10 protein-coding genes and 2 pseudogenes are annotated in these 15,560 nt (G+C 71.2%); 3 read left to right on the top strand and 9 right to left on the bottom strand.

The window, feature by feature from the left end:
* Positions 1-14 precede the first annotated feature (14 nt).
* The 3 genes from metX to ACWCQ1_RS16445 all read right to left on the bottom strand — a co-directional run bounded on the left by metX (position 15) and on the right by ACWCQ1_RS16445 (position 5,078).
* A complete protein-coding gene (gene metX / locus ACWCQ1_RS16455; RefSeq protein WP_451026791.1) occupies positions 15-1,163 on the bottom strand; it encodes a homoserine O-acetyltransferase MetX in 1,149 nt (382 codons plus the stop codon).
* Positions 1,160-2,524, bottom strand: coding sequence for a bifunctional o-acetylhomoserine/o-acetylserine sulfhydrylase (locus tag ACWCQ1_RS16450; RefSeq protein ID WP_358600812.1), 1,365 nt, complete (start codon positions 2,522-2,524; stop codon positions 1,160-1,162). Before ACWCQ1_RS16450 ends, metX begins: the two co-directional genes overlap by 4 nt.
* 334 nt (positions 2,525-2,858) lie before the next feature.
* Positions 2,859-5,078, bottom strand: a complete 2,220-nt coding sequence (locus tag ACWCQ1_RS16445) for an NADP-dependent isocitrate dehydrogenase (protein ID WP_133046482.1) — start codon at positions 5,076-5,078, stop codon at positions 2,859-2,861.
* Between the two features lie 187 nt (positions 5,079-5,265).
* Between ACWCQ1_RS16445 and ACWCQ1_RS16440 the strand changes: the two genes are divergently transcribed.
* Positions 5,266-6,801, top strand: a complete 1,536-nt coding sequence (locus ACWCQ1_RS16440; RefSeq protein WP_451026754.1) for a M1 family metallopeptidase — start codon at positions 5,266-5,268, stop codon at positions 6,799-6,801.
* A gap of 1 nt (position 6,802) precedes the next feature.
* Here the strand turns inward: ACWCQ1_RS16440 and ACWCQ1_RS16435 are convergent, their stop codons facing one another.
* The 5 genes and pseudogenes from ACWCQ1_RS16435 to ACWCQ1_RS16415 all read right to left on the bottom strand — a co-directional run bounded on the left by ACWCQ1_RS16435 (position 6,803) and on the right by ACWCQ1_RS16415 (position 12,376).
* Positions 6,803-7,897 (bottom strand): mechanosensitive ion channel family protein, encoded by a 1,095-nt coding sequence (locus ACWCQ1_RS16435; protein WP_358600818.1) that lies wholly within the window; start codon positions 7,895-7,897, stop codon positions 6,803-6,805.
* Positions 7,898-8,036: 139 nt separating this feature from the next.
* A pseudogene (locus tag ACWCQ1_RS16430) lies at positions 8,037-8,484 on the bottom strand (enoyl-CoA hydratase-related protein); the annotation flags it as partial.
* A gap of 82 nt (positions 8,485-8,566) precedes the next feature.
* Positions 8,567-10,912 (bottom strand): S1 family peptidase, encoded by a 2,346-nt coding sequence (locus tag ACWCQ1_RS16425; protein WP_451026753.1) that lies wholly within the window; start codon positions 10,910-10,912, stop codon positions 8,567-8,569.
* Positions 10,913-10,935: 23 nt separating this feature from the next.
* Positions 10,936-11,286 carry a trypco2 family protein gene (locus tag ACWCQ1_RS16420; RefSeq protein WP_451026752.1) on the bottom strand — a complete coding sequence of 117 codons (351 nt, stop codon included), beginning with the start codon at positions 11,284-11,286 and terminating at the stop codon, positions 10,936-10,938.
* Positions 11,287-11,395: 109 nt separating this feature from the next.
* Complete coding sequence (locus ACWCQ1_RS16415; protein ID WP_451026751.1) at positions 11,396-12,376, bottom strand: lysylphosphatidylglycerol synthase transmembrane domain-containing protein; 981 nt, start codon at positions 12,374-12,376, stop codon at positions 11,396-11,398.
* Positions 12,377-12,550: 174 nt separating this feature from the next.
* On the opposite strand from ACWCQ1_RS16415, the gene ACWCQ1_RS16410 reads away from it, so the two are divergent.
* Both ACWCQ1_RS16410 and ACWCQ1_RS16405 read left to right on the top strand, forming a co-directional pair.
* A complete protein-coding gene (locus ACWCQ1_RS16410) occupies positions 12,551-14,452 on the top strand; it encodes an ABC transporter ATP-binding protein (protein WP_358601004.1) in 1,902 nt (633 codons plus the stop codon).
* Positions 14,453-14,593: 141 nt separating this feature from the next.
* Positions 14,594-15,292, top strand: a complete 699-nt coding sequence (locus ACWCQ1_RS16405; protein ID WP_133046486.1) for a phosphatase PAP2 family protein — start codon at positions 14,594-14,596, stop codon at positions 15,290-15,292.
* A 12-nt stretch (positions 15,293-15,304) separates the two neighbouring features.
* Here the strand turns inward: ACWCQ1_RS16405 and ACWCQ1_RS16400 are convergent.
* A pseudogene (locus ACWCQ1_RS16400) lies at positions 15,305-15,547 on the bottom strand (glutamate-1-semialdehyde 2,1-aminomutase); the annotation flags it as partial.
* Positions 15,548-15,560: the final 13 nt, after the last annotated feature.

Below are 15,560 nucleotides of genomic sequence, written 5' to 3'. Positions count from 1 at the left end.
GGCCCGGGCTGGACTCAACCGGTCAGCAGGGTGCGGACCAGCGCGGCGACCTGTGCCGTCTCGATCAGGAACCCGTCGTGCCCGTACGGCGACTCGATGATCCGCAGCCGGTCCGCGGTCGGGATCAGCGCGGCCAGCTCCGCCTGCTGGGCGAGCGGGTAGAGGCGGTCGGAGTCGACGCCGGCGACCAGGGTGGGGGCGGTGACCCGGCCGAGCGCGGCCCGCAGGCCACCGCGGCCGCGGCCCACGTCGTGGGCGTTCATGGCCTCCGACAGCACGACATAGCTGCCCGCGTCGAAGCGCCGTACCAGCTTGGCGGCGTGATGGTCGAGATACGACTCGACCTGGTAGCGGCCGCCGCCGAAAGGGTCCTCGGCGCCCTGGGGCGTACGGCCGAAGCGGATCCGCAGTTCCGGCTCGCTGCGGTAGGTGACGTGGGCGAGGCGGCGGGCCAGCCCGAGGCCTGTGTACGGGCCGTGCCCGGTGTCGTGGTAGTCGCCGCCGTGCCAGTGGGGGTCGCTGCGGATGGCGTGCAACTGGATGTTCGCCCAGGCGATCTGCTCGGCGCTCGCCGCCCCGGTCGTCGCGAGCAGCAGCAGCGCACCGGTCCGCTCCGGGTACGACACCGACCACTCCACGGCACGCATCCCGCCCATCGAACCGCCGACGACCAGCGCCCACCGGTCGATGCCGAGTGCGTCGGCCAGGCCCGCCTCGGCGGCCACCTGGTCCCGCTGGGTCAGGAAGGGGAAGGCGCCACCCCAGCGTCCATGCCCCTCGGGACGCGCGGAGGAGGGCCCCGTACTGCCCTGGCAGCCGCCCAGGACGTTCGGGGCGACGACGAACCAGCGGTCGGTGTCCAGGGCCAGGCCGGGCCCGACCAGTCCGTCCCACCAGCCGGGCGTCGGATGACCGGGCCCGGCGGGACCGGCGGCGTGGCTGTCGCCGGTCAGGGCGTGCAGGACGAGGACGGCGTTGGAACGGTCCGGCGCCAGGTGCCCCCAGGTCTCGAACGCCAGCCGGACGCCGGGCAGTTCACCGCCCGCCTCCAGCGGCAGGGGCTTCTCGGCCGTGTACCACCGACGCCGGCCGGGCGGGTCCCCCTCCCGCCAGGCCCCGGTGGCCGGCGGGAGAGGTGCCTCGGGTGCGGGTACGGCGTTCAGGACGCCGCGCCCTTGGCCGCGCGGAAACCGGCCTCCAGGTCGGCCCTGAGGTCGGCGAGGTTCTCGATGCCGACCGACAGCCGCACCAGACCCGGCGCGGTGCCGGTCGCCGCCAACTGCTGTTCGTCCAGCTGGCTGTGGGTCGTGGAGGCCGGGTGGATGATCAGGCTGCGCACGTCACCGATGTTGGCGAGGTGGCTGAACAGCTCGACCGCGTCCACGAACCGTTTGCCCGCCTCGACGCCGTCCCGCAGCTCGAAGGAGACGATGGCACCGGCGCCGCGCGGCAGGTACGTCTGCCCCGCCTCGTACCACGGACTGGACTCCAGGCCCGGGTAGTGGACGGCGGAGACCTCGTCGCGCTGCTCCAGCCACTCCGCGAGGGCCTGTGCGTTGGCGGAGTGCCGTTCGATGCGCAGGCTGAGCGTCTCGACGCCCTGCAGCAGCAGGAACGCGGAGTGGGGGGAGAGCGCGGGGCCGAGGTCGCGTAGCAGTTGCACGCGCAGTTTGACGGCGAAGGCGCCGGGGCCGAGCGCGGGCCAGTACCGCAGGCCGTGGTAGCTGGGGTCGGGCTCGGTGAAGTCGGGGAAGCGGTCGGCGTGCGCGCCGAAGTCGAAGGTGCCGCCGTCCACCACCACACCGGCGATCGCGGTGCCGTGCCCGCCGAGGAACTTGGTCGCCGAGTGCACCACGATGTCCGCGCCGTGCTCGATGGGCCGCAGCAGGAAGGGGGTGGGAACGGTGTTGTCCACGATCAGCGGGACACCGGCCTCGTGCGCGACGTCGGCGACGCCCCGTACGTCGAGGACGTTGCCGCGCGGGTTGCCCAGCGTCTCCGCGAACAGCGCCTTCGTGCCCGGTCGGATCGCCGCGCGCCAGGAATCGAGGTCGTCCGGGTCGTCGACGAAGGACACCTCGATGCCCAGCTTCGGCAGCGTGTGCCGGAAGAGGTTGTAGGTGCCGCCGTACAGGGACGTGCTGGAGACGATGTGGTCGCCCGAGCTCGCCAGCGTCAGGATCGCCAGTGTCTCCGCGGCCTGTCCGGAGGACAGCGCGACGGCGGCGACCCCGCCCTCCAGCGCGGCGATCCGCTGCTCGAAGACGTCCTGGGTGGGGTTGTGGATGCGGGTGTAGATGTTGCCGGGCTCGGCGAGCGAGAACAGGTCGGCGGCGTGCTGCGTGTCGCGGAAGACGAAGGACGTCGTCTGGTAGATCGGCGTCGCCCGGGCGCCCGTCGTCGGGTCCGGCGCGGCCCCGGCGTGGATCTGCTTGGTCTCGAACGACCAGGCCGGGGTGTCCGGCGCGGCCGCCGCTTCCTCGGGCGTGTGACCTGCGGTGACGGAGTCGATGGGCTGGCTCATGGTGCTGCTCCTCGTGCGGAAGGGCGCGCCGGAGTACGCGTGCGGGCACGCGTCGGCACAGCGGGGAGGGAGAGTGATCGGCCGGAGGGGAGCGTCAGCTCACGGCACGACAAGAAGTGGTGGTGACACGCACGTAGTCCACGTGGCGTCGGGTCACGAGCACCGTCATGGCACGAGGGAACCACGGATGACCGGGGCGGGCCAGCGTCCTGCCGGGCGTGACACACAGCCTTCATGAACCCGCCGCCGACCGGGTCCGCCAACGCGGCCGCCCCGCCCGGAAAGGTTCCGGACGGGGCGGCACGAGAGGCTGCGGGCCGGGAGGCCCGGGACGTCAGCTCAGGGAGGCCAGGGCCTCGTTCCAGGTGGCCGACGGGCGCATGACCGCGGCGGCCTTCGCCGGGTCGGGCTGGTAGTAGCCGCCGATGTCCGCCGGGCTGCCCTGGACGGCGTTCAGCTCCTCGACGATCTTCTGCTCGTTCGCGGCGAGCGTCTCGGCGAGCGGCTGGAAGGCCTTGGCGAGCTCGGCGTCGTCGGTCTGCTGCGCCAGCTCCTGCGCCCAGTACAGGGACAGGTAGAAGTGGCTGCCGCGGTTGTCGATGCCGCCGACGCGCCGGGTCGGGGACTTGTCCTCGTTGAGGAAGGTCGCCGTGGCGCGGTCGAGGGTGTCGGCCAGGACCTTGGCGCGGGCGTTGCCGGTGGCCGTGGCGTACTGCTCGAAGGAGGGCACCAGCGCGAAGAACTCACCGAGGGAGTCCCAGCGCAGGTAGTTCTCCTTGACCAGCTGCTGGACGTGCTTGGGCGCGGAGCCGCCGGCGCCCGTCTCGAACAGGCCGCCGCCCGCCATCAGCGGGACGACCGACAGCATCTTGGCGCTGGTGCCCAGCTCCAGGATGGGGAAGAGGTCGGTGAGGTAGTCACGCAGGACGTTGCCGGTGACGGAGATGGTGTTCTCGCCGCGGCGGATGCGCTCCACCGACAGCTTGGTGGCCTCGACGGGGGCGAGGATGCGGATGTCCAGGCCCTCGGTGTCGTGCTCCGGCAGGTAGGCGTTGATCTTGGCGATCAGGTTGGCGTCGTGCGCGCGGGTCTCGTCCAGCCAGAAGACGGCCGGGTCGCCGGTGGCGCGGGCACGGGTGACGGCGAGCTTCACCCAGTCCTTGATCGGGGCGTCCTTGGTCTGGCAGGCGCGGAAGATGTCGCCCGCGGCGACCGGCTGCTCGATCAGGACGTTGCCGCCCTGGTCGACCAGGCGGACCGTGCCGGCGGCCTTGATCTCGAAGGTCTTGTCGTGGGAGCCGTACTCCTCGGCCTTCTGCGCCATCAGGCCCACGTTCGGGACCGAGCCCATGGTGGACGGGTCGTAGGCGCCGTTGGCCCGGCAGTCGTCGATCACGGCCTGGTAGACGCCGGCGTAGGAGGAGTCCGGCAGGACCGCGATGGTGTCGGCCTCCTGGCCGTCCGGGCCCCACATGTGGCCGGAGGTGCGGATCATGGCCGGCATGGAGGCGTCGACGATGACGTCGGAGGGGACGTGCAGGTTGGTGATGCCCTTGTCGGAGTCGACCATGGCCAGCGCCGGGCCCTCGGCGAGTTCCGCCTCGAAGGACGCCTTGATCGCGTCGCCCTCGGGCAGGGCGTCCAGGCCCTTGAGGATGCCGCCCAGACCGTCGTTCGGGGACAGACCGGCGGCGGCGAGCGCGGCGCCGTACTGCTCGAAGGTCTTCGGGAAGAACACGCGCACCACGTGACCGAAGATGATCGGGTCGGAGACCTTCATCATGGTGGCCTTCAGGTGCACCGAGAACAGCACGTCCTCGGCCTTGGCGCGGGCGATCTGCGCGGTGAGGAACTCGCGCAGCGCGGCCACGTGCAGCACGGAGGCGTCGACGACCTCGCCCTCGAGGACCGGTACCGACTCGCGCAGCACGGTGGTGGTGCCGTCCTCGGCCGCCAGCTCGATCCGCAGCGAACCGGCCTCGGAGATCACGACGGACTTCTCGGTGGAGCGGAAGTCGTTCTCGCCCATGGTCGCCACGTTGGTCTTGGAGTCGGCCGACCAGGCGCCCATGCGGTGCGGGTGGGTCTTGGCGTAGTTCTTGACCGAGGCGGGGGCGCGGCGGTCGGAGTTGCCCTCGCGCAGGACCGGGTTCACGGCGGAGCCCTTGACCTTGTCGTAGCGGGCCTGGATCTCCCGCTCCTCGTCGGTCTTCGGGTCGTCCGGGTAGTTCGGCAGCGCGTAGCCCTGGGCCTGCAGCTCGGCGACGGCGGCCTTCAGCTGCGGGATGGACGCCGAGATGTTCGGCAGCTTGATGATGTTGGCCGCGGGCGTCTTGGCCAGCTCGCCCAGCTCGTGCAGGGCGTCGGGGATGCGCTGGTCCTCGGCCAGGTACTCCGGGAACACGGCGATGATCCGCCCGGCCAGCGAGATGTCCCGCGTCTCCACGGAGACACCCGCCTGCGAGGCGTACGCCTGGACCACCGGCAGGAAGGAATACGTCGCCAGGGCCGGGGCCTCGTCAGTGTGCGTATAGATGATGGTCGAGTCAGTCACCGGGTGCTCCGCTCCACGTCTGCAACATTGCTCGACATCAAGATATCTCGTGATCGAGGCCGGCTCGACAGGGGTCCGTGCAACCAATGCGTCGCATCCCGGGTCCTGGATGCAGATCGTGCACCTGATCGCATCTGATCGTCGACGGCCGGAACCGACCGACCGGCCGCCCGAGCGAAAGCTGACCATGAGATATCGCACCCGAGTGACGGCCCCCGCGGCCGCGCTGATCGGCACGGCCGCGGCACTGACCGTGGGGGGAACCGCCCAGGCCACCGAGAAGGACCAGGGCACCCCGGGGCCCGAGACCCTCGGCGACCCCGTCTTCCCGAGCCTCGGCAACGACGGCTACCGCGTCGCCGCCTACCACCTCGACCTCGCCTACGACGCCACGACCCGGCTCGTCGACGCCACGGCGACCCTGCGCATCCGCACCACCCAGCCCCTCACCCGCCTCTCCCTGGACGCCCTCGGCCTGGACATACGCTCCGTCCGCGTCGCCGGCCGCCCCGCCGCCTTCGAGCAGACGGACGAGAAGCTGCGCATCACCCCCGCCCGCCCGCTGCCGGCGCGGGCCCGGGTGACGATCTGTGTCGAGTACGGCGCCGATCCGCGCCGCGCACTGGCGCACACCGCCTGGGTCGTCACCCCGGACGGCTTCGCGATCTGCCCGCAGCCCAACTCCGCGCACACCGTCTTCCCGTGCAACGACCACCCCTCGGACAAGGCGGACTTCACCTTCCGCGTCACCGTCCCGGCCGGTCTGCGCGGTGTCGCGAACGGCCTGGCGACCGGCACCGAGACTCTCGGCGACGGCCGGACCGCGTACACGTACCGCTCCCGTGAGCCGATGGCGACCGAGCTGGTGCAGATCACCGTCGGCGACTACGTCGTCAAGGACCGCCAGGGGCCGAACGGACTGCCGCTGCGGGACGTCGTGCCGGCCGCCCGCGCCGCCGCCCTGGAGCCCGCCCTCGCGCTCACCCCCGGCCTGGTCGGCTGGCTCGAGCAGCGCCTCGGCGCGTTCCCCTTCGAGACGTACGGACTGCTGCCCTGCAACTCCGACGACCCGGCGGCCTTCGACTTCACCGGCCTGGAGACCCAGACCCTCACCCTGTACAAGCCGAACTTCCTGCTCCAGGAGGAGAAGAAGATCGGCTCGCACATGATGCACGAGCTGGTCCACTCCTGGTTCGGCAACCTCGTCAGCCCCGCGACCTGGGCCGACCTGTGGCTGAACGAGGGCCACGCGGACTTCTACGGGCTGCTGTACCGCTACGAGCGCGGCTGGACCGACTCGCTCGGCTACAGCACCTTCGAGGACCGGATGAAGTACACGTACGGCCTCGGCGACCAGTGGCGGCACGACTCGGGCCCGGTCGCGGCCCCGAACGCGGTCAACCTCTTCGACAGCCAGCGCTACACGGGCGGCGTCCTGGTGCTGTACGCGCTGCGTCAGCTCGTCGGGGAGGACGTCTTCCACGCCGTCGAGCGGTGCTTCCTGGACCGTCACCGCAACTCCTCGGCGACGACGCAGGACTACATCGCCGTCGCCTCGGAGGTCTCCGGCCAGGACCTGTCCGGCTTCCTGCGGGACTGGCTCTACGGCACGAAGACCCCCCGGATGCCCGGTCACCCGGACTGGACGGTCACGCCGGTCAGCTCCTCGCTCGCGCCGCGCCGGCGGACGGGCGGGTACCACGACAACTCGGCGACCCTGTAGGTCACTCCAGGTGGGCGACGTTCGCGTCGCCCACCTCCTGCGGGCCGCGCTGCTGCGGGATCGACACCGACCCCTGCTGCAGCGCCACCGTCCGCGTCGGCGCCGGGATGCGGATGCCCTCCTCGCGGTAGCGGCGGTGCAGTTGCTTGATGAACTCGTGCTTGATGCGGAACTGGTCGCTGAACTCGCCCACGCCCAGGATCACCGTGAAGCCGATCCGGGAGTCGCCGAAGGTGTGGAAGCGGATCGCCGGCTCGTGCTCCGGTACGGCGCCGCTGACCCCGGTCATCACGTCGGAGACCACCTCCAGGGTGACCCGCTCGACGTGCTCCAGGTCGCTGTCGTAGCCGACGCCCACCTGGACCAGAATGGTCAACTGCTGCTCGGGGCGCATGAAGTTGGTCATGTTGGCCTTGGCGAGCTGCCCGTTGGGGATGACGACCAGGTTGTTGGAGAGGGCGCGGACCGTGGTCTGGCGCCAGTTGATGTCCTCGACGTACCCCTCCTCGCCGCTGCTGAGCCGGATGTAGTCGCCGGGCTGCACGGTCTTGGACGCCAGGATGTGGACGCCCGCGAAGAGGTTGGCGAGGGTGTCCTGCAGGGCCAGCGCGACCGCCAGACCGCCGACACCGAGGGCGGTGAGCATCGGGGCTATGGAAATGCCGAGCGTCTGCAGCACCACCAGGAAGCCGAGTGCCAGCACCAGGACCCGGGTGATGTTCACGAAGATCGTGGCCGACCCGGCGACCCCGGAGCGGGACTGGGTGACGGTCCGCACCAGACCGGCGATGACCCGGGCCGCCGTCAGCGTCACCACGAGGATGAGGACGACGGTCAGTGACTGGTTGACGTGCTTCTGGACGGTCCGCGTCAGCGGGAGCACCCCACCCGCCGAGGCCGCACCGCCGAGGAACGCCGCCCACGGCACCACCGTCCGCAACGCGTCCACGATGACGTCGTCCCCGCTCCAACGCGTCCGGCCGGCGTGCTTGCCCAGCCACCGCATCAGCATGCGCAGCAGAAACGCCGCCAACAGCCCCGCCACCAGCGCGACTGCGGCGACGACCAGATCGTCCACGGTGAGCGCTCGGTTCACCGACTACCTCCAAGTCCAGGATGTGCAACCGCTCATCCTGCCTTATCCGGCAGAGGAGTTCGCACTGGAGAGACGCCCGGACGGAATGGATTCGGACGAATGCCCGGACACCCCGGGCCTGCCCGGTCCAGCAGAGCCACCCGGTCGGCCAGATCCGTCTCGCAGGCATCCCGGGCCCCACCGCACGCCCCGTCAGGACCATGGTTATCGCGCGGCTCTCCCCGACAACCGGGCCAGGAGTTCCCCGCCCGTCGATCAGCGGCACACCCCAGCGTCGGCAGAACGGCCGAAGACGGCGTCCTACTCGGCGACCCCCAGATCGCACCACAGGGCCAACGCCAGCCCGCCCGCCACGGCGCGCCCGCGACGGCGGCGTCACCGGCCTGGACAGCCGCACCCGGGCCCACCCATGGGTACGTCCCCGTCCTCCGTCAACCGGTTGCCGTGCTCGATGCCGATCGCCTTGAGATCGGCACCCATGCAGGGTCGGGGGCTGTCGGACCGTCGACGGTGTTGCGGACTCCGGGTCTGGCGAGGACGACACTGGTGACGTGCCGTTGGCGCTCGGTGCGGACGGGGCATGCGATGTCCTTTCCGACGGTGTGGAGGCCAGAACGCTGCTTTGGAGGCGACCGTCGAGCGGAGGAGTTCGTCCGCCGTATGCGGTACTCAGATGGGTCCGGGCGTCTGTGGAGGCCGTTTGTGGCCCGCTCGGCTGCGGTGGTTCGGGCTGCCTGGGGGCGGAGCATTGGAACGGTCCTCGCCTCTGGAGACGCCCGGTCTCTCGGGCGGCGGATCCGGAACGCTTGCCCGGCGGGTCGAGCGAGTGCGGCTAGCGTCCCTTGAGCCGCCGACGGGTGGCGCGGGCAGTGGCGGACCACCTGAGCCCGGGCCTTCGCCGTTCTCCTCCGGATCCAAGCCGTTGCGGTCAGGAGGCTCGGGCGGACGGAGCCGGGCGGCGATCTGCTCGTCCAGGTAGTCCGCTACTTCCAGCCAGGCGCCGCGGTCCTCCGGCGACAGGTGCTCAGCGTTCACCCGGACGGCCGTGCGGGCCTCGGCCAGCCACACCGCCGGTTGCTCGGCTGCGTCCGCGGCTTCGGCGACCGCCACACCGAGGTCTCCCGGTGAACCTGCCAAGGCTGCCAACGCGAGATCGGCCAGCCAGGGGCGCTGAGACGAGCCCAGGAGGATCGTTTCCAGGCTCCTGCGTCGTTGCTCCCTGTGCAGCCCGCGGTCCCGGAGGATGGCCTCGGTAAGACCGGGGTCTTCGTGCTCCGCGCGCTCTATCAGTAGTGCGGTAAGCGCATGGGGCCCGAAGCGGCCCCATTCTTCGTCGTGGGAGGGGTAGAGGCTCTTCAACAAGGACCGCTGCAACCTCACATCCGGGGCCGACGGTTGCACGACGCCGTCCTCTCGGTGGAAAGCGCGTTGGGCCGCCCCGACTGCCGCCACTGCTTCGGGGACGTCCCGCGCCCCGCAGAGGGCTTGCGTGACGACGAGTGTGCGGAGCAGATCGCGGGTGTGCGGCTGGTCCGTGGCGAGGCCGAAGACGCGGGCGCCGCGTTCCCAGTAGGTCTCCTCCCGGTCCAAGACGACTTCGTAGGGAGAATCCAGGACGGGGAGGCCCGGGTTCACACGTGAGGACGCGCTGATGGCCGCCGCGCAGGCGACGATGCCTAGGGAGAACGGGTCAGGCGGCACGACGGCGAAGTCCTCATGGTCGATGATCGCGGCGATCTCCTCGGCCGTCCCCGTGGCGCCGTACAGGCCTCGCGCGAAAGCGTGCGCCGCCTCGCGCATACGCAGGACTGGGGTGTCCTCGTCCAGGTTTAGGTCCCGCAGAGCGAGGTGGTTGCGTGTGCTGGAGAGGAGACCCTTGTTGTGGCATCGCTTCACCACCTCGTGCCACGACTCGGCGGTCCGGCTCAGCAGGAGTAGGCGAATACGCACTCGCCGCTCGTACCCGGCCAGTGTGTCGAGCACGAGCCGGATCCAGGCTGGCCGCGTCTCCGCGTAGTCGATCACCAGCAGGACAGGGCGTGCGCTCGTGGTGAGCGGGTGCAGGTCCGGTGCCGGGGACGCGTCGGGAGGTTCCTTGCGAAGGAATCCGACGATCCAGTCACTGCCCAGCCGGTGCCCCAACTCCACGGCGAGCCTTGTCTTCCCTGCGCCCATGCGGCCGGTGACCATCATGACGTCGACAGGGTTGTCCGATGTGGCCCAACGCTCGAGGATGTTGAGTTCGAAACCGCGCCCCAGGAACGGGACCGTCCGCGTGCGCGGGTGCAGGAGATACGAGATCGACGGCCCTGCATCGTACCGGGACATGAACGTGGGCGGGCCGGGAACCGGCGGTGCATCGAGCAAGGCATGCATTTCGACGGATTCCAGCTCGCGGACCTCGTGCCCGGTGTCGCGCAGGGAGCGCCGGAACCCGTCATCGCGCAAAACAAGGGCGACGGGCACGGCATTGAGGCGGCGGGCATGGAAGCCGTCGGGCACACCACGCACGATGGCGGTGAGGAGGGGGCCGCAGAACACGGCGGCGCCGGACATGCCGCTCCAGTTCTCGCGGTGCTCCAGCGATGTGAGGTCGATCTGGTACCGCCCGCTGAACCTCAGGGTGGAGGCGTCGACCGTTCCCGCGACGCCCATCGTGTCCCGCCCCGAGTCCGAGGCCTGGACCTGGGGAAACCCCACCACGGCGCACCCGGCCGGGTACTGGGGGTCGGGGCCGGTCAGTTCCCCGAAGCGCGTCGGCTGCATCGGCGATCGGCTGCCGGGTATGTGCAGCAGCGCGGCATCCAGATCGCGGTCGCTCCAGGCCACGCGCGCCTCGGTCCAGTCGGCGGTGTCGGCGAAGCGGACGCGCGCTGAGGCCGGGACCGGATTTCGTGCCTCGGACGCCACGACATGGCAGGCGGTCAGTACGAGGCCCGCGTCCATGTGGTATCCGCTCCCGTAGGAGCCAGCTTCTCCCAGTACTTCCGCGATCCGCGACAGGTCCATGCTCATGATGCCCCCCAGAAGCGGAACGCTCAGCCGCCGTCCGCCCGACGTAACTGATCAGCGTTGAGCTGGTCACCGACGGGTAGCTCCCGCCCTGCAGCGTCCGTCACCCGCAGGCGGATGCTGACGTGCTGTGTGGTGGCCCGCGCCGAGTCGGCCCCCGCCTCCACCGACACCACGTATGCCTTTACGGCCCCTTTGGCCTGACCGGTACGGCGCAACTCGACGGTGAAGTCCAGGACGACCTCCTGGGGTACGAATCTGACAGTGCTGTGGGTCCCTGACTGGCGAGCCTGTTCCAACCCGGCGCGCACCGCTGCGATGGCCTCCGACAACTCCGTACCGTCCCGCTCCATACCGCCCCCCGGTCCGATGGCCACGCTGCATCGTGCGCTCTGCCGGGCCGGTGGGGCAATGGGCCGGACGGCCCAAGAACCGTCGACGGGCGCACGGTTGACCGCTCCGGTGTCCAGGTGTGGAACGCGACCCTCAGATCACCTTCAGGCGCACCAGCGCCCCCAGCGTCAACGCCCCCGGCACCAGGGGCAGCCACACCGTGATGATCCGGTAGGCCAGGACCACCGCCGTCGCCACGGCCGCCGGTGCGCCCGCCGCGACCAGGGCCACGATCAGCGCCGCCTCGACCGAGCCGAGGCCGCCCGGGGTGGGTACCAGGGCCACCGCGACCGTCGCCGCGAGGTAGGCCACCGCCATGTGCACGGGCGGTACCGGCAGCCCCAGGGACATGCCGACCAGGACGAGACCGGCCGCCTGAAGGGAGGGGAAGGCGAGCGAGCCGCCCCACAGGGCGAGCGCGCGGCACGGGCGGGTGTGCACCGAGCGCAGTTCCCCCAGAGCGGTCCGCAGGAACGTCAGGACGGTGGTCCGCAGCCGTCGTACGAGGGCGAGGACCGTCACGGCGACGACCGCGACCGCGCCGACGGTCAGCAGCAGGGGAGCCGTCGAGCCGTGCGGGAGCAGATCGCCGAAGCGCAGCGCGTCGGGGAACGCGACCAGCAGGACGAGCAGCAGACCCACCCGGGTGACCGACTCGGCCAGCAGATACAGGGCCAGCGCGGCGGAGGAACGGGCCAGCGGGATGCCGCACACCGTCATGAACCGCAGATTGACCGCCCCCGCGCCGAGGCCGGTCGGCAGCAGATGGTTGGCCGAGCCCGCGGCGAACTGCGTCGCGAGCAGCCGCCGCCTGGGCAGCCGGTCGACGACCGCGCCCTGCCGGGTGAACGCGGCCGCCACCCAGGTCAGACAGGTGGCGCCGGCCGCGGCCAGCAGCCACGGCCACTCGGCCGACCGCAGATGGCCGAAGCCCTCCACGAGCACGTCCCGGTGCTGCACGGCGACGACGGTGACCAGCAGGAGCGGAAGAAGGCACAGGATCTGGCGGACCGGGACGCGACGGGGGAACCGTCCCGGAGAGAGGGGGCCTTGGGGAAGTTGAACCGCAGTCACATCCGAAGAGGGTCTCCGCACCGCGCCAACTGCGGGTTGCGGAATCGCGGACAGCGTCTTACGGACGGAAAGCGGCTGGGGAGGCAGGGCCATGGGGTCCTTCGGGGCAGGGGACGATGCGACGGAAGTGTTGACCTCAACAACGCTCGAGGTTCTACGTTCTCTCCCATGAGCATGGAGACCACAGCGTGGACACAGCTGCACAGTGTCATGACCGCCCAGCAGGAACGGCGACCCGTGGCGCGCGCCACGCTGCGCCGCATCGCCGCGTTCGCCCGACCGCACCGCGCCCGTATCGCGCAGTTCGTGCTCCTCGGGGTGGTGACCGCCCTGCTCGCCGTGGCGACCCCCGTGCTCGCCGGACATGTCGTCGACGCGATCGTGTCGCGGGGTGACCAGGGCACGGTCGTCCGCCTCGCGCTGCTCATCGCGCTGATCGCGGTGGCCGAGGCGGCGCTGGGCATCCTGGGCAGAAGACTCTCGGCGACGCTCGGGGAGGGACTCATCCTCGATCTGCGCACGGCTGTGTTCGATCATGTGCAGCGGATGCCGGTCGCGTTCTTCACACGCACTCGTACGGGAGCGCTGGTCTCCCGACTCAACAACGACGTCATCGGCGCCCAGCGCGCCTTCAGCAACACCCTGTCCGGAGTGGTCAGCAACGTCGTCACTCTGGTGCTCACGCTCGCCGTCATGGTCACCCTGTCCTGGCAGATCACCCTGCTCGCGCTGGTCCTGCTCCCGCTGTTCGTCGTCCCCGCCCGGCGCATGGGCAGCCGGATGGCGCGGATGCAGCGGGAGGCCGCGACCCTCAACGCGGCGATGGGCACCCGGATGACCGAGCGCTTCTCCGCGCCGGGCGCCACGCTGGTCAAGCTGTTCGGGCGCCCGGAGGAGGAGTCGGCGGAGTTCGCGGCCCGCGCCCGCCGCGTCGCCGACATCGGAGTGCGCACGGCCACGGCCCAGTCGGTGTTCATGACCGCGCTGACCCTGGTCTCCTCCCTGGCCCTCGCCCTGGTCTACGGCCTCGGCGGCTGGTTCGCCCTGCGCGGCACCCTGGAGCCGGGCGCCGTCGTCTCCCTGGCCCTCCTGCTGACCCGGATGTACGCCCCGCTCACCGCGCTCGCCGGCGCCCGCGTCGAGGTGATGAGCGCGCTGGTCAGCTTCGAGCGCGTCTTCGAGGTGCTCGACCTCGAGCCGCTCATCGAGGAGAAACCGGACGCCCGCGAGGTCCCCGAGGGCCCGGTCGCCGTCGAGTTCGACGACGTCCGCTTCGGCTATCCGTCCGCCGACAAGGTCTCCCTCGCCTCCCTGGAGGAGGTAGCCTCCCTCGACACCCGTGGCGGCGACGAGGTCCTGCACGGCATCTCCTTCCGCGCCGAACCCGGCCGGACCGTCGCCCTCGTCGGCTCCTCCGGCGCCGGCAAGTCGACCATCGCGCAGCTCCTGCCGCGGCTGTACGACGTCGACGGGGGCGCCGTCAGGGTCGGCGGGGTGGACGTGCGCGACCTGAGCGCCGGCTCCCTGCGCGCGACCCTGGGCATGGTCACCCAGGACGGCCACCTCTTCCACGACAGCGTCCGCGCCAACCTCCTCCTCGCCCGCCCGGAGGCGACCGAGCCCGAACTGTGGGACGCGCTGCGCCGCTCCCGCCTCGACGACCTGGTCCGCTCCCTGCCCGACGGGCTGGACACCGTCGTCGGCGAACGCGGCTACCGCCTCTCGGGCGGCGAACGCCAGCGCATGACCATCGCCCGCCTCCTGCTGGCCCGTCAGCGGGTCGTGATCCTCGACGAGGCCACCGCGCACCTCGACAACACCTCCGAGGCCGCGGTCCAGGAGGCCCTGGCCGAGGCCCTGGAGGGCCGCACCGCCGTCGTGATCGCCCACCGCCTCTCCACCGTGCGCTCGGCCGATCTGATCCTGGTCGTCGAGGGCGGACTGGTCGTGGAACGCGGCACCCACGAGGAACTGCTGGCGGCGGACGGACGCTACGCGGAGCTGTACCGGACGCAGTTCGAGGAGCGGGACGGCGCGCCGGCGCGGATCGCGGAGGAGGACGGCGCGGCGGCGTGAAGTGACGGCCGGGAGTCTGGAGTGCCGTGGGGGATCCGTTTACCTGGGCTTGGCAGGGGGTGACATAGAGTCTGCTTCCGGTGCCTTTGACCAGGGGGGACGGGAGGCGGGGGAGATGCGTCGCAGCTGCCGGAGGGGCGGGTGACGGGCCGGTCGGAGCCCGCGGTGCTGCCTCATTCGCTGCGCGCGTGGCTCGGGGCGGTCGCGGTCGTGGCCGCCGTGGTGGTCGGTGCGCTCGGGGTCCTGTTCGCCGGGCACAGCGAGCCCGGCAGGGTGGACAGGTGGTTCGTGCTGCCGACCGAGGACAGTGTCCAGGGGCCCTTGCGGCGCGTCGCCCTGGTCCTGGACCTCCTGGGGGAGCCGGCCGGATCGACGATGCTGGTCGCGGCCATCGTGGTGTGCTGTCTGCTGCTGCGGCGTCCCCGCGCGGCGGCGCTCTTCGTCGTCGGTGCCGTCGTGGCCGTGGGGACGACGACCCTGCTCAAGCACGTGGTGGGGCGCACCATCCACGGCCCCGGCAACCTGTCCTACCCGAGCGGGCACACCACCTTCTTCACCGCGCTCGCCCTCGTCCTGGCGCTGCTCGCGACCGGCCGGCTCGGCCTCGGCAGGACGGCCGGCATGTCACTCGTGCTCGCCGCGTCGCTGGTCGGCGGCGCGGTCATGGGATGGGCGGAGGTGGCGTTGGGCGCGCACTACCCGACCGACGCCCTCGGCGGCTGGTGCACCGCGCTGGCGGTGATCCCGGCGATCGCGTGGCTGGTCGACCGGATCGCCGACCGGCCGTCCGGCCATCCGGTGGAGCGGATGGCGGACGCCGGTCGGCGGGAGCCCCGCTGAGGTCACATCACGTCACGCCAGGCGGCGGAAGACGGGCTTCACCGGACGTCCGCCCAGCCAGGGGGTCGGATCACCGGCGTCCAGTGCCTTGCGGTACACCGCACACGCCTGGGCCACCACGTCGACGGTGTGCTCGATGTCCTCGTCGCTGAGCGCGCTGCTCACCACGAACGACGGGGCCAGCACCCCGCCCGCGAGGAGCCGGCGCAGGAACAGGGTGCGGTACTCCTGCGACGGCCGGCCGTTCTCGTCGAGGACGTGCAGCCGG

This window comes from Streptomyces sp. NPDC002144 (assembly GCF_053593695.1).
The sequence above is the reverse complement of the archived record's forward strand: the minus strand, read 5'-3'. Positions and strand labels throughout refer to the sequence as shown.